Source organism: Caldivirga maquilingensis IC-167 (genome assembly GCF_000018305.1).
In the GTDB taxonomy this organism is placed as follows: Archaea; Thermoproteota; Thermoprotei; order Thermoproteales; family Thermocladiaceae; genus Caldivirga; species Caldivirga maquilingensis.
This window is the reverse complement of record NC_009954.1, coordinates 1,553,375-1,573,895: the sequence shown is the minus strand read 5'-3', so window position 1 is coordinate 1,573,895 and position 20,521 is coordinate 1,553,375. Positions and strand designations below refer to the sequence as shown.

The window sequence follows — 20,521 nt, the reverse complement described above, 5'->3', positions numbered from 1 at the left end:
TGGAAAAAATTGTTTGTTTTTGATTTTGGTTTTTTGCTTATCTTCTTCTTAATGCTATTGCTGCTACTGCTGCTACTATGATGATTACTATGATTATTATGCCTATTATTAGTGTTGTGCTTATTACTGGTTTAGTGACTGTTACTGTTGATACTGCCGTGGTTGTTACCGGTATTGTTGATGTTACTGTTGCTGTTACTGGTACAGTGCTTGTGGTTGTGTAAGTCGTAGTAGTACCACTAACCACAGTAGTCGAAGTAACAACAGTAGTCGTAGAAGTAACCACAGCAGTAGAAGTAACAGTGGAAACAGGAGTAGTAGTCGAAGTAGTAGTAACTGGTGGCTTAAAGGATATGTGAGTCAGTAACACTGTCCATGCTGGTGTAGTGTGTTGTAGTGTGCCGATCCAAATTGACGTGTCATTAATGGGCCAGTTGATGTACTGGGTATTGAGGAATACTATACCACTATTCCAATCAATCTGAATATACCATGGATCATGATTTATGGCCCAGGCAACCCTGAGTATGCAATTCAACGATAACATGGTACCACATTCAGGTGCGCTGAATGAGGTTCCATTAGGTAGAGTTACGATACCATTCCAGTGACTGTAGTTGAATGGGTAACCTAGGAAGTAGAATGCCTCAGGGAAGTAGTATGGTACGCCTGGCCTATATATGTCACTGTAGTATGAGAATAATAAGTCGTACTTACCCTGCTTAATTATTGTAAGCCCCTCAGCTGAGGGATATGTTATTACTATTGTTGGTATTCCGAAGCTTGTTAATGCATTAGCTATTTCTGTTGCCAGTGTTAACTGCGCTGGTGGTGCGTTTGAGCCGATGTATAGTGTTAATGTGAATTCTGAGCCGTTGGGTGTATACCATACACCATTCTTCTTAGTGAAGCCAACACTCTCAAGTAGGCTAGTAGCCAATGAAGCATTATAAGTGTAATTTACCATAGTCCATTGTGGGCCTAGTGATGCGAAGTAACTGGTTATCATGCTTTGCCAATTAGTGTAGTAGGGCATTAATCCATCTTGAGGCATTGGTGATGGGTACGTGTAGCCTACACCGTATGCTGCTTGGGCTAATTGAGTCCAATTAACAGCATAGTAAATAGCCTGCCTAACCTGAGGCATAGCCAACCAAGGATTAAGGAAGTTGAAATACAAGGCATCACCACCGAAGGCTGGGAATGATAATGCCTTAATGTACGGGTTACTGGTTATTGTTGGTATTACTGTTGGTGATACTGAGCCGATCCAAGTCGACCATAGGCTAATCTTACCTGTGGCTAAGGCTGCGTAAACTTGAGACATTGAGGAGTACTGCCATTCAACAATGTAATCGGGCTTGAATTCATTAACAGTATAGTAGTATGGGTTCTTGCAGAGTAGGAAGTATTCAGGCGTAATATCGCATAGGTAGTATGGTCCATTTGAGTAACCAGTGGTGTAGGGTGGCTTGTAGGTTAAGTAATCATGGATTAATGTTGAGAGGACCTTAGCAGCCTCACCCTTCTGGGTTGAGTTACCGAACATGTACAACCAAATCCAGCTATAGTTTGCAGCCGCGGTCTTTATTATTGGTTCCCATACGTAGCTGTCCTGCCAATCAAGGGCAATACCTTGACCCCACTCAAGGGCTATGAATGAGTTAGCCTCATGGGCGCCAGGTAGGGTTAATGGTACATAGTAACCCTTAGGTATCATGAATGCGCACGTGTAATTATTAAACACGGTAACATTACCAACCATTGCTGATACAAGGCCAAGAAGCATATTAGTTGCCCAAACATCCCAGCAGGTTACTGGAATACCATTATCCCACCCACTATGCCTAAGATGCACTAAGACTTCTAAGGTACCATTAGGTAGCACTGTCATCGTCCAATTATCAGCAAGAAGAGGTACAAATTCACCAGTAGTTATATTAACCGCAGCCAAAAACTGCTGGTAAACACCATACCACCATATGCCACCTTGAAAAATATTAGGATTATAAGTACTCCAACCAGTTGCCGGTGGACTCCTAGTAACGAACATGTATATTGTATTATATGGTGTGATGTTGTATGTTTGAGCCATGGTTAATGATGGTACGTAGCTTGAGAATACTGTAACCAATGCCAGTACTGATATACTAAGGATCAGTAACTTAGTGATTAAACCCTTACTCATAATTCTCCCCATCTAACCACCAATACTTACTAATCACTATAACTATATAAGCTTTATTCACATATTTAATTTAAGAGCATTAGATATCACCAGATTATCCACTAGGCGTATTAATAGACTATATGATTAATGGTCAATTACTGAAATCACATCATGAAACAGGCATTAAATACCCATTGAAGGCATCATGAGGATGCTGGAGTAACTTCAAATAATGGTTTTCACATTAATTACCGTATTTTGGAAAATGCTTAAATAGTGGATCATATCCTCTAGGCTATGGCTAGGATTACGTATATTTTACTGGCTGTGATTATTATTAGTGTTATTGCTGTTATTAGTTACGTCATGGTGTTTAGCCACATTAGTCAGGTTAATCGATACCAAATGCAACCTGTGGTTAAAGCTAATGTAACTACACCTATTGTTAGGCTTCTTGAGGATCAATTGGAATCATACTATAGGCCTAGTTTCCATGGTTTTGTTTGTTACCCCGCATTGCTTGGTGGGGATTTCACTTTCACCGATTACTATGATTACTGGGCTGATGATACTGGTAAAATCCTCATAGCAGCATCAGTGGTGGGTAACTATACCATGGCTTACCAAGCCTTCAACTTCCTATACGGTATTAGGGCGTATGGCTACATGATGCCTGCCAGGATTGTTCAAATAAGTATCCACTCCTATAATGGCTACTATGGGAATAACATAATCATGTTTGGTGGCTGCCCATTATCCCTCGGCGTGGAGTTATTCGGCTTCAATTACGTTGCATCACTGGCATCGGTGAATGGTGCATCAGGGTGCAGTTACACTTGGGTTACGGGTAATGGTACTGTTAATGCATTGTTCAGTGACGCTGAGGTTACCTTAGGTAATTTTAATTACTTCCTCATAAAGCCCCTTAAGGGTAGTTCATTGACGTTAACATTTAAGCCACCTGCATTGAATGCTTACGTATATTCAAGTAACCTTGAGTTAATTAGAGTTATAAGCGGTTCCGGGTCATTTGATGGTTCAGCGGTGGGTGTTGCTTCATTCACTAATAATTCACCCTTCGGTAATACTGCATTATTCATACTGGGTAACTTAACTATGGTTAAGGTTAATGCCAGTGGCCTAACAGTGGTTGCTAATGGTTACGTTAAAGTCTACGTGGCCGGTGTCACCGTGGATTACGGTAGTCAACAATACGTGATGCTTAGCCTACTTAAGGGCCTCTACCCAAGTAACGCCGACGTATCAACACCGGCGAGCTTCGGTTACATTGCATTGGGCTCAGTGTTACTTGGCTTGGAGACTTACAATGAGACTGTCCTAGACTTCGCTAAGGGCTTCATAAACTTCTGGTTACCCATAGTGGAGGATGAGGTTACCCACGGTCTCTTCTACCCTAGGAGTGTTTCAACATTCCTAGTGGCGGCGCTGCTCCTCGAGCCTTATAATGGGAGTATTAGGCAATTAGCCTTAAATTACGTTGAGTCACCTGTAACGTTGAATGCTGTTAAAGGTGGGGCCACTGGATTTGGGTTAACTGCCTGGTTAATAAGGATCCTCGGCTCAATGGGTTACAGTAACGCTGCAGCCGCATTTAATGAGTACTATAGGGCTCAGGTGGATACTATTCATGAGTATGAGTCTACTTCATCACCACCCCTAAACATAGACTACTCAATACCGTATAAGGCTGGTGAGGCCTTGTTCGGTTGGCTTGAGGCTGATCTACCATACAATGATTCAGGTATTGCATTAACATTAATTAACATAATATTCAATGACATTATTGAGGTTGGCGCCAATCCACCACCATTCTATGTATTCTCAAATTTCGCAAACACCGAGGGTGTGCCGGGTATACTTGAATCTACTTACCTATGGCAGTTGAGGATGCTTAACTCAACGGGCTTAACCATAAATGAGTGGAAGTACCTTAATGTAACTGGTATTAATGTTGTTGAGAATGATTCATCAGTGGTGTTGATTATTAAAGCTGGGTTAATGCCGCCGAACGGTATAATAACGCACCTTGAGGTTTACGTACCATTTAACCCAATTAACATCACAGTCTACGTGAATAACACGCTCATTAATAGGTACAGTAGCCAGTCAATGTATGTACCAACTCAATACTACTTAATCTCCACACCCAGTCTACCCAGTGGCTGGTTTTACAATGCCACAACAAGAATGCTCCTCATCCAATACTTCCCACCACCGGCAAGCTTATTCAGTAATGGTACCGTTAAGTTTAAGATTATTCTCACCAAGTAGGCATTAGCCTAAGGGATTGGGCATATACAGTTTAGCACTTATTCATGAGGCCTATGTGGGGTTAACTTAATTAGTCTTAGCCGTTTACTTGTCATGGCTAGTAGTATAAGCCCTATGGCGAACCACAGTGACACTGGTATCGCATAGTATGGTTTGAATATTAGCGTTAACAGTATAGCCGTAATTAATGCCATTAATCCAATTACCATTAGTGGTGACTTATCCCTAAGTCTTATTAGTGATAGTAAGGCTAATGTGTACGCCACTAGTGAGGCTATGCCGTATGAGCCTACTATTAATTCAACATCGTTAGGTATTACGAATAATGATGATGTAATTGAAGCCACTATTATTGATGCAAATGGAGTCTTGAACCTTGAATGAACACTTGATATTGATTTGTGTAGGAGTCTATCAATACTCATCCTATAGAGGCCCCTGGAGAAGTCCACTATCCCGGAGTTAACGCTTAGAAGCATCACTAGGGCTATGGATACCGATATGTATATGCTCAACGCATTGAAGCCGATTAGGTTCACTGCAAGTGCTGAGAGTGGGTCTTCAGGATGCATCATCATTACCTTGACGCCACCCGTGTAGACGGCTAATGTTGAAACTAGTATTGCAACAACAGTTGAGAGGGTGCATATGGTTACTATTGATTTAGGTACATTGCGACTCGGCTCCATAGCCTCCCCTGCTGCTTGAGCTATTACATCAATACCAATGTAACCCCTCAAGGCATATGCTAAACCCACTGGTGCAATGCTTAGACTCACTGCATTAATTGACTCATGCATATGCATTAATCTATAAAACCCAGCGGTGGTTAGTATTAAGATACCAATGATATCGATCATAACTAGTACTAGGTTTAATCTAGCTGATAACTTAATGCCAATTATGTTTAAAATAGCCAGAAACCAAATAATCGCCAGTGAAGTAAGCGTAATGATGAATCCACCGTGGTTTAACCCAATTAATGCCGTTAGTAGATAATTCGCGAACCCTAAGGCGCCGTAGGCCATCATTAGTATTTGATCAAAGCCAAGTAACCAACCTGCAATAAAGCCTCCAAAGCGGCCTAGGCCAAGGTTCACGTAATAGTATGCACCACCAACCTCAGGGCTTACTTTAGCTAATTCACTGTACGTTAACCCAGCAACCCATAGTGGAATAGAGCCAAGCATCATGGTGACGGGTAATGATGAACCGGAGTATAGTGCTATTACGCCAAGTGAGAAGTAGTATGTTGATGATACGTCGGAGTAGCCTAATGCCACCAGCTCCATGAAATTAAGCACCCTTCTCAACGAAACCTCCCTGGCGCTCATTAATTATGAGGCCTAATATCTGACTCAATTTAAATTTTCTAAGAATAATTCCGTTAATTGCCGTGGGAAAGTGAATCATTAATAATGCGGTGAATCAATGATAAAGCAGTAAAGTAACGACTAGTCACCAGTACTCATGTAGTGAATTCAAGCCATGATTTTAACTTAATACTGGTGCTGAGTCAAGGTTACTTGGATTCTTGGTTACGTTGAGGCTTACCCCCACGCTTCTTCTCAGCCTCCTCAAGTAATTCAACCCATGTTAAGAAGCAGTCGAATACTACACTACCCTTTGCCTCATTATCCTTATCCACGTTGATCACCCTAGGTGCTTCTTGAAGAAGTTAACCGTCCTCTCCCAGGCGTCCTTAGCAGCCTCCTCATTATATGCTGGGCCACCCTCAGTGGCGAAGGCGTGTCTTGTCCCTGGGTAGATTACCATTTCGAAGCGTAAACCATGCTTAAACACGGCCTCAATTAAACTGGGGACTCCCTGGTTTATTCCCGGATCGTTACCAGCGTATATTGCTAGTACCGCAGCCTTAATGTTGGCTATGGCGTCTAGGTTCCTTGGAGCCCTACCATAGTATATGACTCCTGCATCGAAGGGTAGTCTTGTTAATGATTCGAAGGCTAAGCCACCACCCATGCAGAATCCAATTACCCCAAGTTTAATTGGCTTATAAGTCTCCTTAATGTAGTTGAAGGTCGCCTCAATATCCTTAACCATGCGCTCCTCAGTGGACTCCCTATTAAGCACAAGCTCCTCGGCAATAATCCTCTCAGTTGGGCTCAAACTATTAATCAACTCCTTGATAGCGTTTGGATCACTCCTCCTCTCCGGTGGTATTGACCAGAACATTCTCATTACACTGGCTATATTACTCTCATTCAATACATCACTACGCCTTGAGTATAGGTTTGGGGCCACGGCTAGGTAGCCCAGTGAGGCTAATCTACGTGCAACATTCCTAATATACTCAGTTATCCCAAAGATCTCGTGAATAACTATTACCGCTGACTTATAGGATTCAGGTGACGCGAGGAAGGCGCTTATACTTGAGCCGTCGTAGGATTTGAAGCTGATGTTGGTTTGATTAATCATAAACCGATAACGATAAGGACCTATAAAAGCCTTCCGTTGATTATCAGGGGGATTTAAGATACCTTACCCATAACGTTGTTGGGATGTTTTTAAGTGAATTAATGATCCTCAATTGAGAAGGGATTCAATGTTCATGCACGTTAATAACCCCATTGACCACGGAGGCCGTGAATGAGGGGGAGCCGAGGCCCTCTGTATATAATAATGATACGCCCGCATATTTTTCTATCCCAGTTGGGGTTTCAATGATTAATTTACCGTTGTCAGCGGATATCGATATTGACGAGTTCACCGGAACGATGGAGTTCACTACACCGTTAATAACTGAAACGGAGTATTTACCGTAATGGCCGGACAACGATAGATTGGCAACGCCATTAACTATTGATATTGCCGCATCATTAGAGCTGGAATTCATGAGGAGAGCCACGCCATTGACCAGGGATATGCGGAGGCTCGATATATTCATGTCATCCAGGTAAACCATTCCATTAACAAGGCCTATCCTAGCCGCCGTTATCTTGGTTCCATTTAGCGAGACAAATCCATTGGTGCCGTTAATAGATATTAATTCAAGGAATTGAGAGCGGGGGATCAGTAAAACTAAGCTAATGGAGCATAGCCAACTTGGCCACCAATAGAATTGCTCGCTGGACCTTATACTTAGGTAAAGCGAGCCCTCGGCCTCTGAGGCGGCGTAATGCAAATAGTTCGGTGGGCATAAAATTGAGCGTTTAATCTCAATCACTTCGAGCGATTGGCCGGCATAGGAGCGGATTGTTAAGTTACCTGCCGAATCATCCGCGCTAATATATATATGATGCGTGTGATTAATGGGGATGTATTCAGACGTAATAGATACCGTCCCACTTATTACGTGGCCTATGAAGATGCTGAGGAGAAGCGAGGCGACGGCCACTGCCAGCACTAATATCACTGCCTTGGTCTCAAGCCTCATATTCACTCCTGGAGCTCCTTCTCGAGCTCCTTTATCCTCTCGTTAAGCAACTGCATTTGCTCGCTTAATTCCTCAATGGACTTACTGACATCGCTTGCCTGCCCAATTGAGTGTGACTCCTCCTTTGACCTGATTATCCTGCTCCATGAGGTGACGCCCACCACCAGAACCACGAAGGAAAAGACCACGCCCGTAATCCCCGCATACATCACCATGGCTACCACGCTGATCCCCACAACAACCCACACTATGGCCGTTTCCACTATGAAGCCCCTGTCATATTTACTGCTCATCTCCACCACCCGCCAGTTCCACTATTATGCGGGGATTCACGGTTATATTGAAGTCCACTAATTCGTAATACCTCAATGCCTTTGCCTCTCCATCCATCAATCTCACGCTGCTTCTCACCAAGCCTGCCTTCTGCAGCTTCACCAAGTGAACCTTTGCCAAGGCCCGGCTCACTCCCAGTCTCTTCGCTATATCCGATAGGTAAAGCGAGCCATTCATGGCCAGTATTGCTATTATCCTTAACCGCAACGGATGGCCTAGGCCATCCATTATGGAGGCCATTTCCTCCAGTCTCTTTTTTCCCATACATTTCCATCAGTGTAACTAAAAAATTACACGTATTTAAATATTTCCGTATAAAAATCATTAACAGCGATGGTTAAGGAAGGGGGAACCCTGCCTTCAGGACTGGGGGGCCAGATTATTGAAGGAGTCAGATTAACATCGCTGCTTACAGCCATGCAGAAGTCCGCGTGATTATCAGGAGGATTTAAGATACCTTACCCATAACGTTGTTGGGATGTTTTTAAGTGAATTAATGATAACGTTGAATACGCCTAGGGAGGACTGGGTGAATTAATGGTTACTTGGAGCGTAAGGGGGTTAGGGTCTTTCTAATTTACTTAGTTTTAACCAGGGTGCTTGATTAATTACTACCCTCCCCATGTTATATCCGAGAAACGCCAGTATACCAAGGCCACTTAACACACCGGTTAATGCGCCTGCCCATGGTATTAGGGCTATGTCGTAGATTACCCTCAGGGCTACACCGAGATTCAGTAGCATGTATGGTAGTATTAGTGCCTTTGGTATTGACCTACGCATTGACCTACCCACCCTCACGGTAACCGCACCACCCCTACCTCCATATGCCAGGAGCCAGTCGGTGAGTATGACGTCTACACCGAATATTACGTTGAAGAGGAAGCCTAGGGTTATTGAGTGGATGAAGGCATCCACGTAATCCCAGGGCTTATTGGTTAATTGAGCAGTGATGATTAATGTACCTGAGGCCATTAACCATGAGAACGCAGTGTAAAGCTCAATGATGGATAAAGGCCTACTGGTCTTAGCCCTTAAAAGCCCTGAACCCAGTATCGCCATTATTGAACCCATTATTATTAGGGACGCGGGTATTATAGAGTACTGCGTGTACGCTAGTGTTGGCATTGATAATACACCTATGATTACTAACGAGTACATTAACACATGATAGTAACCTGGTACTGAAACCCTGACACCCGTGATCAGTGACAGGTCCCTAACGAGTATAGCCAGTATAGTGCCCACTGGGAAGACTAGGCTCATTATGGGAACGTACACTGTAACCCCATTCAATGACCCGTATGCCGCATAGAGAATTACACCCACCGTTATGATTAATGTGGTTAATATCAAGTAATTGTATAGTGTTGGTTTAAGCCCTAGGATAGATGACTTCAGGTACGTGGTCTTAACGTGGAATACTAATGGTAGAAACGCCAACGCGGTTAATACGTAGGATAGGTAGTGGAGGCCTAGGATACGCAGTGTGATTGATGAAGCCAGCATTATTAGGAAGAATAATTGAAGATCCAGTATGGCTGGTCTACCACTCCACTCCATGGAAAGTACCACTAGTATTTCATTACCGATTAAAGCCAGGAAGAAGCCGTAAACCATGATGAACCAGTGGGAGTCAGTGTATGGTAGCAGTACCCTCAATAACCCAATACCCTGCCCCTGCCACAGCATGGATATACCCAGTAAACCACCAAATACCAGTAATCCCAACCCCATGACCATGGTGATCAGGCTCACCCTAGGTATTGAACTCACAGCCTTATCCATTCACATGACTTATTAAGGCTTATTCATGATACCAATGCACGCTAAATCCACGTACTAGGTAACGTAAACGCTAATTAAGCATTCTTCAAAATCCCCCTAATTCATGGTAAGTTTCCTAAATACCCGTGAAAAATTCACGTTAAGTGCATGCGCATTGAGGATTAAGTAAGGGATAAAAACACTAAGGGGGTTTAGTAACTAAGGGGGCTTAGTGCAATGTACTTCGACCCGGAGCCCAAGAGGAGGAGGGAGGATTTCTATGATTACGATGAGCTGCTTCACGAGTTTCAGGAGTCTGTTAGGAATTATAAAATAACCCTGGTTACTGGGCTTAGGAGGTATGGTAAGACATCACTAATGCTTACTGGACTTAATGAATTAGGCGTTAATCACATATTCATTGACTGCAGGCTACTTGGTGATAAACCAACCCTGAGAGGTTTCATGGAGTTGATAATCAATGAAATGAGTAAGGACTCCACGCTAAGGGGAATACTGGGTAGGTTTGATTTCCTGGAGGTTGGGGCCCTGGGGTTTAGGCTTAAGGTTAAGTTGAAGGTTAGGAGCGCATTACTTAGCATTATTGAGGGTTTAAGCAATACTGTGTTGGTTATTGATGAGGCTCAATTACTTAGAAACACTAATTATAGGTTTGATGAATTATTAGCCTACATTTACGATCACGTTAACGTGAGGGTAGTCATCTCAGGCTCGGAGGTGGGGTTGTTGTATAGGTTTCTTAGGCTTAATGACCCTGAATCACCCCTCTACGGTAGGTCGATACATGAGATTAGGATTAAGCCTTTACCTAGGGGTAAATCCATGGAGTTCCTGAGGAGGGGATTTGAGCAGGTTAATGTGAAGGTTAATGATGATGTTATTGAAAGGGCTGTTAATGAATTAGATGGGGTAATCGGCTGGTTAACAATGTTCGGGTACGAGTATACTAGGCGTGGTAAAAGCCTTGAGGAGATAATCCATGAGGCAACACTACTGGCCGCATCCGAGGTGAATAAGGCACTGGAGATCCATGGTGCAGCTAGGGCTAGGTTTGTGGCTGTTCTTGAATCCGTAGCCATGGGTTCATCAACATGGGGCTCCATTAAGCGTTACGTGAATGCCAGGCTTGGTTCAATAAATGACACTGCGTTAAGTAACGTGATTAAGAGCCTAATGGATATGGGGTTAATTAGTAAGGTTAATGGTGGCTACGTAATTAATGACCCAATGGTTAAGCGTGCAGTGAGCAATGGGTTAATTAAGCCATAGCCCACGCCTAAACCCTAATCCAGGATGCGGGTTTTAAATTAAAGCATTAAGGTAAACCCATGATTCCACTTATCCCGGGAAGGATTTATAAATGCGCGTAATGTTAATTAACTAATGACTAGTGATGCTGTACACACTATTTTACTTGTGGTTGGTGCCTCATTAATCATCATAGGCTTATTACTCATCTACGGTGGTTTAGTTATGATTAACCGCATGGCCTACTACCACATGATGGGTATGATGGGTGGTTTCCTAGCCTACTACCCACTACTCCTACCAACGGCACTACTCGTGATTGGTGCACTACTCATATTCGTACCAATGATGGGTAGGCGTAATCATGCAGCGGTGTTATCAACCAGTGTTAATGCATCAACCAACGCTGAACCTGTTAATGATCTTGAACGTGTTTTAAGACTACTCCCAAGGCAGGAGCGTGATGTTCTTAGGTATATAGTTAAGTCCGGTGGTGAGGTTTACCAGTACCAGTTAACTAGGGATTTAGGGTTGAGTAAGGTTAGGGTGTGGAGGATTGTTAAGAGGCTTGAGGAGAAGGGTCTTGTGGAGGTGGTTAAGGTTAAGGGAAGAAACATTATTAAGGTTAAGGATTTTAAGAGTAATGGTGATTAATGACACATACCGCCATGCTGGCTGCTATGCTGGTGGCCATTATCCCCATTATGTCCACTTGATCCACGCAGTATTACCCTAATTATCCACACTATGGCTAACACTATGAGTATTAGGAATAGTATGAATAGTAGTGCACCAATTATCCAACCGAACCCGAATCCCCAACCCATGTACCATGGACCCCAACCCCACCACATGCATGGGCAACCGAACGGCATACTCACCACCCCATCATACCAGGACCCATACCAGGGTACCCGTAGTACGCGTTAACATTACTATTCACTGAACCCTGGTAACCAGCATCACCAGTCACTATTACTTCACCGTACATTCCATCCTGTGCGTGGCCAGGGTAGGTGCATAGGTACCAGTATGTGCCTGGGGCATTGAGGGTTATGGTGTATTCGTAACCGTAGGCGTAGCCAGCATTATAGTTAGCTGGCGGTAGCCACTGCATCATGGTCATCATGCCTGGGCCCATGTAGCCACCATACATGCCCACGTAAGGCATCACGTTATACGGGTACGGTGGTGGTACTGCGGTTACTATTAGGTTGTGGTACATGTCGTCATCAAGGTTAATGACTATTACGTGAACAACAGCACCCTGCGGTATCACCAGTGTTGGGTTTATGAGACCGTATATCACGAAGACGTCACCGTGGGCATAACCAGGCAGCGGCATACCAGTCATGTTAACGGCGTCATCACCCATCATGGCTAAAGCCACCAGTGTTATGTCACTACTGGTGAACACGATGGTGTTATTACTCCTATATACGTGGACGTAACTTGGGGTACTCATGGATAAGTTAACAGCCTTACTAATGGGTATTGTGAACGATGCGTAACCCGTCGTTGGGTTTACGTAACCAGGTGCATTAATGCCCACTGGATGCACGTACCCACTCCAGTAACCCCACATCCAACTCATCATACCCCAGGGGCCGGAGTACGGTACTCCACCATAGTAGTTACTGTAGTAGTAATAGTAGTATGCGTTGGCAGCCAGAACCAGTGCACCCACTGTAACCAACACGGTTACTACACCCACTATTAACCAGGTTTTCCTGTTCATACTTGGTCGAGCGGGTTTACGGTATAATGCCTTAAAAATCCTCGGTGTAACCTTAACATTCCCGGTTTCCAACAGCTGAAACCAGCATGGAAACCCGTATGAAAATGCTCAAACACTAATAACCCCAGTAGTTGAGGTAAATGATCTGGAGAGTACTCTCTCTACATGCTAATCCTACCCCTAATTACTGTTAATGAAGTACCTGGGTAAGCCTATTACTGGCTAAGGTATCTTAACTATGTTAATGCAACTTGAATAGGTGGAAAAGTCTTAAATAATCATTAAGCCTTGGCTCATGTATGGCTAAGATACTGTTCATAGTGATGGGTGATCCATCAAACCTAGTGGATTCAATAAGGGCGGCTCATGCATTTCATTATGCTGTGGAGCTTAAGAAGGCTGGTAATGATGTTTACGTTTACCTTGATGGGCCAGGGGTTAAGATACCTGTTACTGAAAGCCCTTATAAGGGGTTAAGGCCAGCCTACGAGAGGGCTTTAATGGAGAACGTGATACTGGGTGCATGTGGATACTGCGCATCACCACCCCACTTAAACGTGAGGGATAAGTTGCCTAGGAGCATTAGGTTAATAGGTGATGAGGAACACCACTACGCCTTAACAGACTTAGTGAGTCAAGGTTTTCAAATAACAATAGTTTAAGCCGTAGATCATGGATTCAAATCCCACCGGGTTCACTGATCTTCATTCAATTCCACTATACACTGCTCCATGATGAGTGAATTATTCCGTAGCCTTTTAAGCAAAATTTACGCGAATTATTACATCATATGGCTAATTGCGTCTTCGTGAAATTAACCAGTAAAGGGGGAGGCCAACCATTTTTATATCCACAGATTGACGCATTCACCTTCATGGTGACGCATATATCAGTGGATACTGTAGATGTAGAAGATGTGTTGCAACTAGGGGACTGCTTGCCTTCAATACCCTTACCTTGACTTTGGAAGGCCCAAATGGTGTGGTTTCAGCTTTAGTTAACCACGTTATCGGAATGCTCAATAACAGTGGTTTATTATACTGAGTTCAGTGTAATTTCCTGCACGCTGATTTACCAATGCTTGTCTTCATTGCATTAATTGGGAATAAATACTACCCGTGGTTGCAACAGCCATAATACTCTATGCGCTTTGGGTAAAGGTGATTAGGCCATTCATAGGTGCTGTTACAAGGCTATGGAGGCCATTGATTACCTTAAAGCCTCAGCCACCATTCACTCCACCACCTTAACTACCTAAGCCAAGTAACATTTTACTTTAAGTTTAAAATATTCTTCAATCCAAGGGTTTGGCATTACATGCCTATGCACTTCCCCATAGACGACCCAACCCATACGGGAAGGAGGCCAGCTATAGTGTACCCAGTATTATGCGAGGAATTAAAAATATTGATTCCTAAAACTTAAAATAAAATTTAAAAAACCCCTAACATGATAAAGCAATAAAGAAGACTAGGGGAACTGGTAAGGTGGTGGGCGGGGGAGCCTCAGAGCAGCCTGGTATCCATCATGGAATCAGACGGTGAAGCCTTCATCTAAAGCTCCCTCAACCATTTTATGGATTTATAAGGGTATCTTTCCTTTAATTCAATTTTTACCCTTTTAATTCGTTTGAGGCCTCACTGGGTGGGGATGTTCTGTAGGCGTTATCTTTTAATCTGTAATGTGATTGAATTTAAGCTTCATCATTGTTTGAAGCCATTGTTAACTTCAGTGGCTGTATTAATAGGGTGTGTTCATTAATTGAATTGCGCCGAGTAAGTAGCCGGAGTACCATGGTTGATTGCATTTAAGGTGGAATTCTGCTTCATTTAGGTAATAGGGGGTTGTTATGGTATGATTAATTCACTGTACATGTACATGACTGCTGAGAAGGCTAGTATTAATACGGCTGGTATTACGTAGTTGTAGAGTGGTTGCCATGTTATCCTCCTCCTAATTAATGCCATACCTATGCCGCTGGCTATGTGGAGTATGAAGAAGAAGGCTAGGGGTGCTATTAGGATTATGTGTAATTGAAGTGATAAGCCCCTATTCAATAACCCGAATGTTGCGTAATACACAATGCTGGCTGTGGTTGGCCCAGCCCCGAATCCTGTTAAGGCCTCCATTAGTGATAAAGCCAATAATACCCATGCCGTCTTCCTTTGGAAGTCAGGTGAGTATATTGTTTTGCTTAGGCTCATTCCAAGGATTGGGTAGGCCATAATGGCTAATCCAAGGATGCCTAATGGTGTATTCTTAAGGTATAGGGCTATTGTTGATGATGAAACCCCTAGGTAGAATAGTGAGTACTCAATTAACTCCGGCTTTAGGTGAAGCCGCATGATTAAGCACCGTTACTCTTCCTGGCGATATCAGGGTAGCCATCAGACTCCCAGTAACCTAGGTAGTTCTCATTGGTTACCGTTAACTTAATAAGCCACTTAGTGTACTTATAACCCCACCACCTGGGTACCACAAGCCTCACTGGGTAGCCGTGGGAGTGGAGTAGTGGTTGCTCATCAGCCATATAGGCCACCAGGGTGTCGTCCTCCATGGCCTTCCATAACGGTAAATCACTGGTGTAGCCGTCGGCTGCATATGAGATAACCTTCACTGCACCCTCCTTAACACCAGCCTCGTTGAGAATGTACTTAAGGGGTACGCCAGTCCACTCCACTGTGGCCTTTAGGAAGTAGGAGTCTGAGACGCATTGTATAGTGTCCAGTATTGTTTTAGAGGGCATTTTCAATAAATCACTGTAGGTTAACTGGAGGGGATTCTCCACTAAACCATCCACTGTTAATACGTAGTTGTTTATATTCAAGTATTGTGTTGGGCCTATTTGAACAATATACCACTCATCCAACGGCGTTAACTCACTTGGATTAATCACCGGTGTGGTGGAGTTAGTGGCAGTGGTGCTGGTTGCATTGGCAGGTGGCTTGGTGGGGAATTTCTTAATTGCAGAGATGTGGGAGGTTGAGGGTGCTGTAATGGTTGTTGTATTACCACTGGTGGTTGCATTACCCACAACCTCCTCAATCCTACTGGCCACTGGGCTACTATTGCTTAGAATCCTTTGCAGTGAACCAGCGGCTAATGCAGTGGCCCCTGTGCCTAATAGTAATGCTAGGAATTTCCTCCTATCCATGCTCATGATTAATCATTACTAGTATTGTTCTTAAATACGTTTTTCAGAATTTACTCAAAATTAATCAGCATTAGTGATTGTGTGGAAATGCTTATTTACCTAATGAATCAGTCTCCCAACGTGAGGAGGGGTTTCTTCACGTTTACGTTAATATTATCAACAATAGCACCGGCTGTTCTCGCTAATACCCACTTATCACTGTACGTGGCTTTACCATCAATAGTCCTCGGCTTCATAATAGCCTACTTAACCTACCTGCTTGTCAACGTTAAGTGGGATTACCAGGGTCTCTACGGCTACAGTAGGAGTACCCATGAGTTACTTGGGTACGTATTCCTAGTGAGTTGGTTAATAAGCTACTACCTTTACGTAATATACACTGCAGTATACATACCCTACTACGTCCTTAACCTTGATGGTGCAGTAGCAGTGGCCTTATCCATTATGATTGGTGTCATTGTGGTTGCGGCATTATTAACCAACCCCTACTACCTCTTCCCGGTAATAGCCCTACTCCAACTACTATTAATAATACTGCCCATTGGGTGGAGGGTGACTCAGGGCATTACCCCGCCTGTGCCTGATTTATTCACTAACATTTTATCATCATCACTACTGGTGGTTTGCATAACGTTATCAACATTCATTAGGGGTGAGGGGGGTTACTCAAGGTTCATAATATACTCAATGATAATTGGTGGTGCAGCATTACTATACGGCTCCTTCCTAAAGCCGGCTTTACTCGGAGCCTATGCGTCAGCGGTGGGTAATCTTGGACTCATATTGGCTGAATTCCTCATGATTAAGAACCTATTAACCTCATTGAGGAGGGGTTCATTACTGAGGATACTTATCCCAGCATCCATGGTGCTAATAGCTGTGGGTAACATTAACTACGGTGCATTCTACACGACACTCATAGTACCATCATTAACACTCCTCTACCTTAGCCTATTCGTATCATTCACCTCAGTTTTCAGGTATTTTAAGTCAGTGCTAGTAAGGGGCTTGGGTGCAATCACCCTAGGCCTATTCGCCTACGGTGACTACAGTGTACTATCAGTGTCAAGGGGCTACCTACTTTACGAGGGTGTGCTCAGCCTAATATTAGGCCTATTAATTGGGGCAGCATTATACCTGAGGGGTAGGTGGAAAACATGATTACGGCAGCATTATTTTAATATAATCATTAAATTAAAGGGCCCTTAACCACCCCATGACGGCTTTGTGGTTGTTGTACTATTGGTTGTGGTGGTTGTGGTTGTTTTAGTTGTAGATGTGGTTTGCGGTGCTGCGGCGTGTTGATTATTATGCATTGGCATCATGGCTAGGAATACTCCACCCACCACTATCACTATTATTGATAGGGCTATTATTACCCATCCCACAGTATCCATGATCATGATACTGTGTCTTAATCTTTTAAACTTTTTTCAGTATGCACTTTATTAGTATATTGCGAATAATACTTTAATACTTTAGTTAATTAAAACTCACCATGAGTACCTTGTCTAGGGTTTACTTACCTGTGAGGGTCATATCAGGGGTCTTATTCCTAGTATGGGCTGGAATACACCTATTCATATCAATACCATTAGTGAGACTCCTACCAGTGGTGGGTTACTTCTTCATAATTGACGCCATACTAGCAATAATAACGGCTGTACTTCTACTGGTGGGTGTTAGGGTAATGTACATACCCATACTGGTTTACTCATGGATAAATTACCTACTCCTAACTGAATCTAGGGTATTCCCAGCACCAGTATTAGGTTACCCACTTCCAACAATTAACCCAGTGATTATTGCTGTAATAGTGATTGATATTATTATAATAATCCTAGTTACAGTGACTTGGCTAGGATCTAGAAGGAGTTAAATGAACTTATGAAGCCGGGTAAAGGAACTTGGTTAAATGGCTGGATGCGTAGTAATTGAGAATGCCTTATGTTGGCTTAGTCTCATTAATTCTCAATATTCATGAATATTGGGTTACTGGGGTGTTGGGTATACTACCTCTATTCCCATGTCCTTAGCCATGGCCTTAACCCTATCCGGGTACTTATCATGAATGAATGGTGTTATTACGTAAACCCTACTTACTGAGACATTCTTCAATTTCTCGTAAAGCACCTTCTTACGCTTAATAATGGGTAAGTCACCCCTCTTTAATGCTGATGTTAACTCCACCATGATGGTTAAGCCATCCTTAACCACAATGTTCACCTCCACCTCAGAGGGTTCACCAAACACGTAACCATCCTTATCATAAATGAACTCCTGGGAAACAAACCAACCAGCACCCCTAAGAATCTCAAGTAAACCCTGCCTAAACGCATCCTCACTGAAAATACCCCACCTTACACCAAGAGCCGTGATCATGTTCTCAAGCCTCCTAACCTCACGTTGAAGATCCTCCTTCGTTGCGAATTGCTTTAAGTCTTCCTTAGTTGCGAACTGTCTAAGATCATCCTTAGTGGCCATTCTGGCCTCGAGTGCATTAATCCTCTCCTCCAATCGCCTAATGTCGTCTTTCGTGGCCAGGTTTTGCCAGGGCGCTATCTTCGATAATGCCTCGTATATTATCTGCGGCCTTGATACCAAGACCTCCACTAGGATTTCCGGGTGCTCCATGAGTACTCTCTTAACTTCATCTATAAGCGACATTACTCATTTAGAAGCACTGTATCTTGGTTATAAATTTTTCCATGAATCATTGATTCTTCATCCTTAAACTAATCCTTACTGGAATGAAGCGTTATGAGGTGGATGGGAGTATTGTTAGTATGGTGGAGGAGTCATCATCACTTACTCATTAATCATGATGAAACAACCCCATGGATCATGGATTAATTCCTCCTGGTGAAGGGTTTTAACAGTGGTCTTAGTATCCTTGGCGTATCATTGATTATGCTGATGCTTACTGGTTTAATGAGGAGCATTATTATGGTGAATAATGCCAGTAGGGTTAGTTGGAAGAGGGGCCAGGGTAGTAATGGGTCGTATAAGGCTATTGGTAATGCTGATACAGTGGGCATTAGCACGGATAATGATGCCACAAGGCCAAAGCCAAGCCCCCAGGGCCTATTATTAAGCCAGTAAAGCACAACAATAGCCACTGTACCGGCGTATGATGCGGCCACTGCGGCGTATAGGCCTAGTTCCTTAACCAGGAGCATGAATACTGCAATCATTACCAATGCCCCAACCAGCGACCTCTCCACTGCTAACCAACCCTTACCATTAACCCAGTAATACATCATGTAGACTGTATCAATAGTGGATACTGGTGCTGTACCAATTAAGAGGGCTAGGTATGGTATTGCCTTAACGTATTCACCGTTGAAGATGTGGATAATTGGGGCAAGGGGAAGGAGAGCAACTGCTGCCAATGATAATACTGCTGTAATCACCGTCATTGATTTGGCGTAATCCCTAGTCATAGTATTTAAGTCAACACCCATGGCTAAGCCCCTTGAGGCCATTGAACCAAAGACACTACCCACAGCCCCACTAAACCCGGTCACTGAACCAAGTGCGGTAATGGATAAGCCGTATAGTCCAGAGTAGGTTGGTCCAATGGTTTTGAAAACCAGGTAGGCTAGGATACTGCCGTACATTGAATTAATGTAGTATGCTAACCAGAATTGAAACCCAGAGTTAAGGAATGCCTTAACCCTAGCCTTAAGCACACTGTAACCTAACTTAAGCCTAGGTAAAACCCTAACCCTAGAAAGGTAGTAGGCTAAGGTCACGATATTATTAAGTAATACCGATAAGGCTATGGCATATACGTTACGAAGAATCAACACCAAGGCCACTTCACCAACCCTATAAGTTAAACTACCTAATGTTGAACCAACACCCTGGGACACAACCCTACCCGTTGCCCATAGGTAAAAACCCATGACACCAACAAGCATGCTTATTAACGCTGAAACGGCGTTAATGTATATGATGCCCATTAACCATGATGGTACACCATCCCTAATGAAAACCGGTATTAACGCCATTGAGGCTACCACATACCCCATGGTTAAGGTGAATGTTAGGGCGAATAATGCCGAGTAGTAGCCATCCACACCACGCCCTGAGGCATGAGCCATGGCTGCCTCCCTAGCCACTGCATTATCTATGCCGAATGTTGGGAAGAATAGGCTCACAATAGATAATAATGCCACTATGGCGTTGTAGTAACCGTATTGCGTTAATGGAATGAATTTAGTTAAGACAATTAAGTAGGCTATGGCTAATGCATAGTTAACTATGGTTGAGGCGTAGTTAGTCAATATGCCTAATACAGCTGGCTCATTAAGCAACCTGCTCATTACGGTACTGTGGTTTAGGGATCCTTTTTAAGTAATTATGAACCTTGAATTAAGTGAAGTATGTATGCTATAC

The 20,521-nt window shown here is 43.3% G+C and carries 22 protein-coding genes; 7 read left to right on the top strand and 15 right to left on the bottom strand.

Annotated elements, in window-relative coordinates; genetic code table 11:
* Positions 1 to 37 precede the first annotated feature (37 nt).
* On the bottom strand, positions 38 to 2,188 hold the full coding sequence (locus CMAQ_RS07690) for an ABC transporter substrate-binding protein (protein WP_012186537.1): 2,151 nt from the start codon (positions 2,186 to 2,188) through the stop codon (positions 38 to 40).
* Between the two features lie 279 nt (positions 2,189 to 2,467).
* Here CMAQ_RS07690 and CMAQ_RS07685 point away from each other — a divergent pair, with 279 nt between their 5' ends.
* Complete coding sequence (locus CMAQ_RS07685) at positions 2,468 to 4,462, top strand: hypothetical protein (RefSeq protein WP_012186536.1); 1,995 nt, start codon at positions 2,468 to 2,470, stop codon at positions 4,460 to 4,462.
* Positions 4,463 to 4,500: 38 nt separating this feature from the next.
* Here CMAQ_RS07685 and CMAQ_RS07680 read toward each other — a convergent pair whose 3' ends face one another.
* From CMAQ_RS07680 to CMAQ_RS07655, 7 genes are all read right to left on the bottom strand, one after another.
* Positions 4,501 to 5,796: an APC family permease gene (locus CMAQ_RS07680; protein WP_012186535.1), complete on the bottom strand. Its 1,296-nt coding sequence runs from the start codon at positions 5,794 to 5,796 to the stop codon at positions 4,501 to 4,503.
* Positions 5,797 to 5,984: 188 nt separating this feature from the next.
* Positions 5,985 to 6,110: a hypothetical protein gene (locus CMAQ_RS10950; RefSeq protein ID WP_269479080.1), complete on the bottom strand. Its 126-nt coding sequence runs from the start codon at positions 6,108 to 6,110 to the stop codon at positions 5,985 to 5,987.
* A gap of 5 nt (positions 6,111 to 6,115) precedes the next feature.
* Positions 6,116 to 6,901, bottom strand: a complete 786-nt coding sequence (locus tag CMAQ_RS07675) for a dienelactone hydrolase family protein (protein WP_012186534.1) — start codon at positions 6,899 to 6,901, stop codon at positions 6,116 to 6,118.
* Between the two features lie 124 nt (positions 6,902 to 7,025).
* Entirely contained in the window at positions 7,026 to 7,859 is an 834-nt protein-coding gene (locus CMAQ_RS07670) for a hypothetical protein (protein WP_012186533.1), read from the bottom strand.
* Between the two features lie 2 nt (positions 7,860 to 7,861).
* Positions 7,862 to 8,152, bottom strand: a complete 291-nt coding sequence (locus CMAQ_RS07665) for a hypothetical protein (protein WP_012186532.1) — start codon at positions 8,150 to 8,152, stop codon at positions 7,862 to 7,864.
* Positions 8,142 to 8,456, bottom strand: a complete 315-nt coding sequence (locus CMAQ_RS07660) for an ArsR/SmtB family transcription factor (protein ID WP_012186531.1) — start codon at positions 8,454 to 8,456, stop codon at positions 8,142 to 8,144. The genes CMAQ_RS07665 and CMAQ_RS07660 overlap by 11 nt, the downstream gene beginning before the upstream one ends.
* A 297-nt stretch (positions 8,457 to 8,753) precedes the next feature.
* The gene (locus CMAQ_RS07655) at positions 8,754 to 9,980 is read right to left on the bottom strand and encodes a hypothetical protein (protein WP_048062747.1); all 1,227 of its coding nucleotides are present in this window, start codon (positions 9,978 to 9,980) and stop codon (positions 8,754 to 8,756) included.
* Positions 9,981 to 10,196: 216 nt separating this feature from the next.
* Here CMAQ_RS07655 and CMAQ_RS07650 point away from each other — a divergent pair, with 216 nt between their 5' ends.
* Entirely contained in the window at positions 10,197 to 11,249 is a 1,053-nt protein-coding gene (locus CMAQ_RS07650) for an AAA family ATPase (RefSeq protein ID WP_012186529.1), read from the top strand.
* 114 nt (positions 11,250 to 11,363) lie between these two features.
* A complete protein-coding gene (locus CMAQ_RS07645) occupies positions 11,364 to 11,882 on the top strand; it encodes a helix-turn-helix transcriptional regulator (RefSeq protein ID WP_012186528.1) in 519 nt (172 codons plus the stop codon).
* Here the strand turns inward: CMAQ_RS07645 and CMAQ_RS07640 are convergent.
* Both CMAQ_RS07640 and CMAQ_RS07635 read right to left on the bottom strand, forming a co-directional pair.
* On the bottom strand, positions 11,879 to 12,103 hold the full coding sequence (locus tag CMAQ_RS07640; protein ID WP_012186527.1) for a hypothetical protein: 225 nt from the start codon (positions 12,101 to 12,103) through the stop codon (positions 11,879 to 11,881). The genes CMAQ_RS07645 and CMAQ_RS07640 overlap by 4 nt on opposite strands.
* A 2-nt stretch (positions 12,104 to 12,105) precedes the next feature.
* Complete coding sequence (locus CMAQ_RS07635) at positions 12,106 to 12,966, bottom strand: plastocyanin/azurin family copper-binding protein (RefSeq protein WP_012186526.1); 861 nt, start codon at positions 12,964 to 12,966, stop codon at positions 12,106 to 12,108.
* A gap of 299 nt (positions 12,967 to 13,265) precedes the next feature.
* Here CMAQ_RS07635 and CMAQ_RS07630 point away from each other — a divergent pair, with 299 nt between their 5' ends.
* Positions 13,266 to 13,628, top strand: a complete 363-nt coding sequence (locus CMAQ_RS07630; protein ID WP_012186525.1) for a hypothetical protein — start codon at positions 13,266 to 13,268, stop codon at positions 13,626 to 13,628.
* A gap of 456 nt (positions 13,629 to 14,084) precedes the next feature.
* Positions 14,085 to 14,216 carry a hypothetical protein gene (locus CMAQ_RS10945; protein ID WP_269479079.1) on the top strand — a complete coding sequence of 44 codons (132 nt, stop codon included), beginning with the start codon at positions 14,085 to 14,087 and terminating at the stop codon, positions 14,214 to 14,216.
* Positions 14,217 to 14,813: 597 nt separating this feature from the next.
* On the opposite strand, the gene CMAQ_RS07625 is transcribed toward CMAQ_RS10945, so the two are convergent.
* Together CMAQ_RS07625 and CMAQ_RS07620 are read right to left on the bottom strand one after the other, a co-directional pair.
* On the bottom strand, positions 14,814 to 15,311 hold the full coding sequence (locus tag CMAQ_RS07625) for a hypothetical protein (RefSeq protein WP_012186524.1): 498 nt from the start codon (positions 15,309 to 15,311) through the stop codon (positions 14,814 to 14,816).
* 2 nt (positions 15,312 to 15,313) lie between these two features.
* On the bottom strand, positions 15,314 to 16,126 hold the full coding sequence (locus CMAQ_RS07620; RefSeq protein WP_012186523.1) for a molybdopterin-dependent oxidoreductase: 813 nt from the start codon (positions 16,124 to 16,126) through the stop codon (positions 15,314 to 15,316).
* Between the two features lie 114 nt (positions 16,127 to 16,240).
* On the opposite strand from CMAQ_RS07620, the gene CMAQ_RS07615 reads away from it, so the two are divergent.
* A complete protein-coding gene (locus tag CMAQ_RS07615; RefSeq protein ID WP_198002068.1) occupies positions 16,241 to 17,281 on the top strand; it encodes a hypothetical protein in 1,041 nt (346 codons plus the stop codon).
* A 44-nt stretch (positions 17,282 to 17,325) separates the two neighbouring features.
* Here CMAQ_RS07615 and CMAQ_RS07610 read toward each other — a convergent pair whose 3' ends face one another.
* A complete protein-coding gene (locus tag CMAQ_RS07610; RefSeq protein WP_048062746.1) occupies positions 17,326 to 17,517 on the bottom strand; it encodes a hypothetical protein in 192 nt (63 codons plus the stop codon).
* A 101-nt stretch (positions 17,518 to 17,618) separates the two neighbouring features.
* On the opposite strand from CMAQ_RS07610, the gene CMAQ_RS07605 reads away from it, so the two are divergent.
* The gene (locus CMAQ_RS07605) at positions 17,619 to 17,999 is read left to right on the top strand and encodes a hypothetical protein (protein WP_012186521.1); all 381 of its coding nucleotides are present in this window, start codon (positions 17,619 to 17,621) and stop codon (positions 17,997 to 17,999) included.
* A gap of 113 nt (positions 18,000 to 18,112) precedes the next feature.
* Here CMAQ_RS07605 and CMAQ_RS07600 read toward each other — a convergent pair whose 3' ends face one another.
* The gene (locus CMAQ_RS07600) at positions 18,113 to 18,787 is read right to left on the bottom strand and encodes a PD-(D/E)XK nuclease family protein (RefSeq protein ID WP_012186520.1); all 675 of its coding nucleotides are present in this window, start codon (positions 18,785 to 18,787) and stop codon (positions 18,113 to 18,115) included.
* A 182-nt stretch (positions 18,788 to 18,969) separates the two neighbouring features.
* Positions 18,970 to 20,448, bottom strand: coding sequence for an MATE family efflux transporter (locus CMAQ_RS07595; protein WP_012186519.1), 1,479 nt, complete (start codon positions 20,446 to 20,448; stop codon positions 18,970 to 18,972).
* Positions 20,449 to 20,521 lie beyond the last annotated feature (73 nt).

Excerpts from the sequence above, each read along its gene's own strand:
- CMAQ_RS07690 (WP_012186537.1), bottom strand. The coding sequence starts at position 2,188 with ATGAGTAAGGGTTTAATCACTAAGTTACTGATCCTTAGTATATCAGTA.
- CMAQ_RS07685 (WP_012186536.1), top strand. The coding sequence starts at position 2,468 with ATGGCTAGGATTACGTATATTTTACTGGCTGTGATTATTATTAGTGTT.
- CMAQ_RS07680 (WP_012186535.1), bottom strand. The coding sequence starts at position 5,796 with ATGAGCGCCAGGGAGGTTTCGTTGAGAAGGGTGCTTAATTTCATGGAG.
- CMAQ_RS07675 (WP_012186534.1), bottom strand. The coding sequence starts at position 6,901 with ATGATTAATCAAACCAACATCAGCTTCAAATCCTACGACGGCTCAAGT.
- CMAQ_RS07670 (WP_012186533.1), bottom strand. The coding sequence starts at position 7,859 with ATGAGGCTTGAGACCAAGGCAGTGATATTAGTGCTGGCAGTGGCCGTC.
- CMAQ_RS07665 (WP_012186532.1), bottom strand. The coding sequence starts at position 8,152 with ATGAGCAGTAAATATGACAGGGGCTTCATAGTGGAAACGGCCATAGTG.
- CMAQ_RS07660 (WP_012186531.1), bottom strand. The coding sequence starts at position 8,456 with ATGGGAAAAAAGAGACTGGAGGAAATGGCCTCCATAATGGATGGCCTA.
- CMAQ_RS07655 (WP_048062747.1), bottom strand. The coding sequence starts at position 9,980 with ATGGATAAGGCTGTGAGTTCAATACCTAGGGTGAGCCTGATCACCATG.
- CMAQ_RS07650 (WP_012186529.1), top strand. The coding sequence starts at position 10,197 with ATGTACTTCGACCCGGAGCCCAAGAGGAGGAGGGAGGATTTCTATGAT.
- CMAQ_RS07645 (WP_012186528.1), top strand. The coding sequence starts at position 11,364 with ATGACTAGTGATGCTGTACACACTATTTTACTTGTGGTTGGTGCCTCA.
- CMAQ_RS07640 (WP_012186527.1), bottom strand. The coding sequence starts at position 12,103 with ATGCCGTTCGGTTGCCCATGCATGTGGTGGGGTTGGGGTCCATGGTAC.
- CMAQ_RS07635 (WP_012186526.1), bottom strand. The coding sequence starts at position 12,966 with ATGAACAGGAAAACCTGGTTAATAGTGGGTGTAGTAACCGTGTTGGTT.
- CMAQ_RS07630 (WP_012186525.1), top strand. The coding sequence starts at position 13,266 with ATGGCTAAGATACTGTTCATAGTGATGGGTGATCCATCAAACCTAGTG.
- CMAQ_RS07625 (WP_012186524.1), bottom strand. The coding sequence starts at position 15,311 with ATGCGGCTTCACCTAAAGCCGGAGTTAATTGAGTACTCACTATTCTAC.
- CMAQ_RS07620 (WP_012186523.1), bottom strand. The coding sequence starts at position 16,126 with ATGAGCATGGATAGGAGGAAATTCCTAGCATTACTATTAGGCACAGGG.
- CMAQ_RS07610 (WP_048062746.1), bottom strand. The coding sequence starts at position 17,517 with ATGGATACTGTGGGATGGGTAATAATAGCCCTATCAATAATAGTGATA.
- CMAQ_RS07605 (WP_012186521.1), top strand. The coding sequence starts at position 17,619 with ATGAGTACCTTGTCTAGGGTTTACTTACCTGTGAGGGTCATATCAGGG.
- CMAQ_RS07600 (WP_012186520.1), bottom strand. The coding sequence starts at position 18,787 with ATGTCGCTTATAGATGAAGTTAAGAGAGTACTCATGGAGCACCCGGAA.
- CMAQ_RS07595 (WP_012186519.1), bottom strand. The coding sequence starts at position 20,448 with ATGAGCAGGTTGCTTAATGAGCCAGCTGTATTAGGCATATTGACTAAC.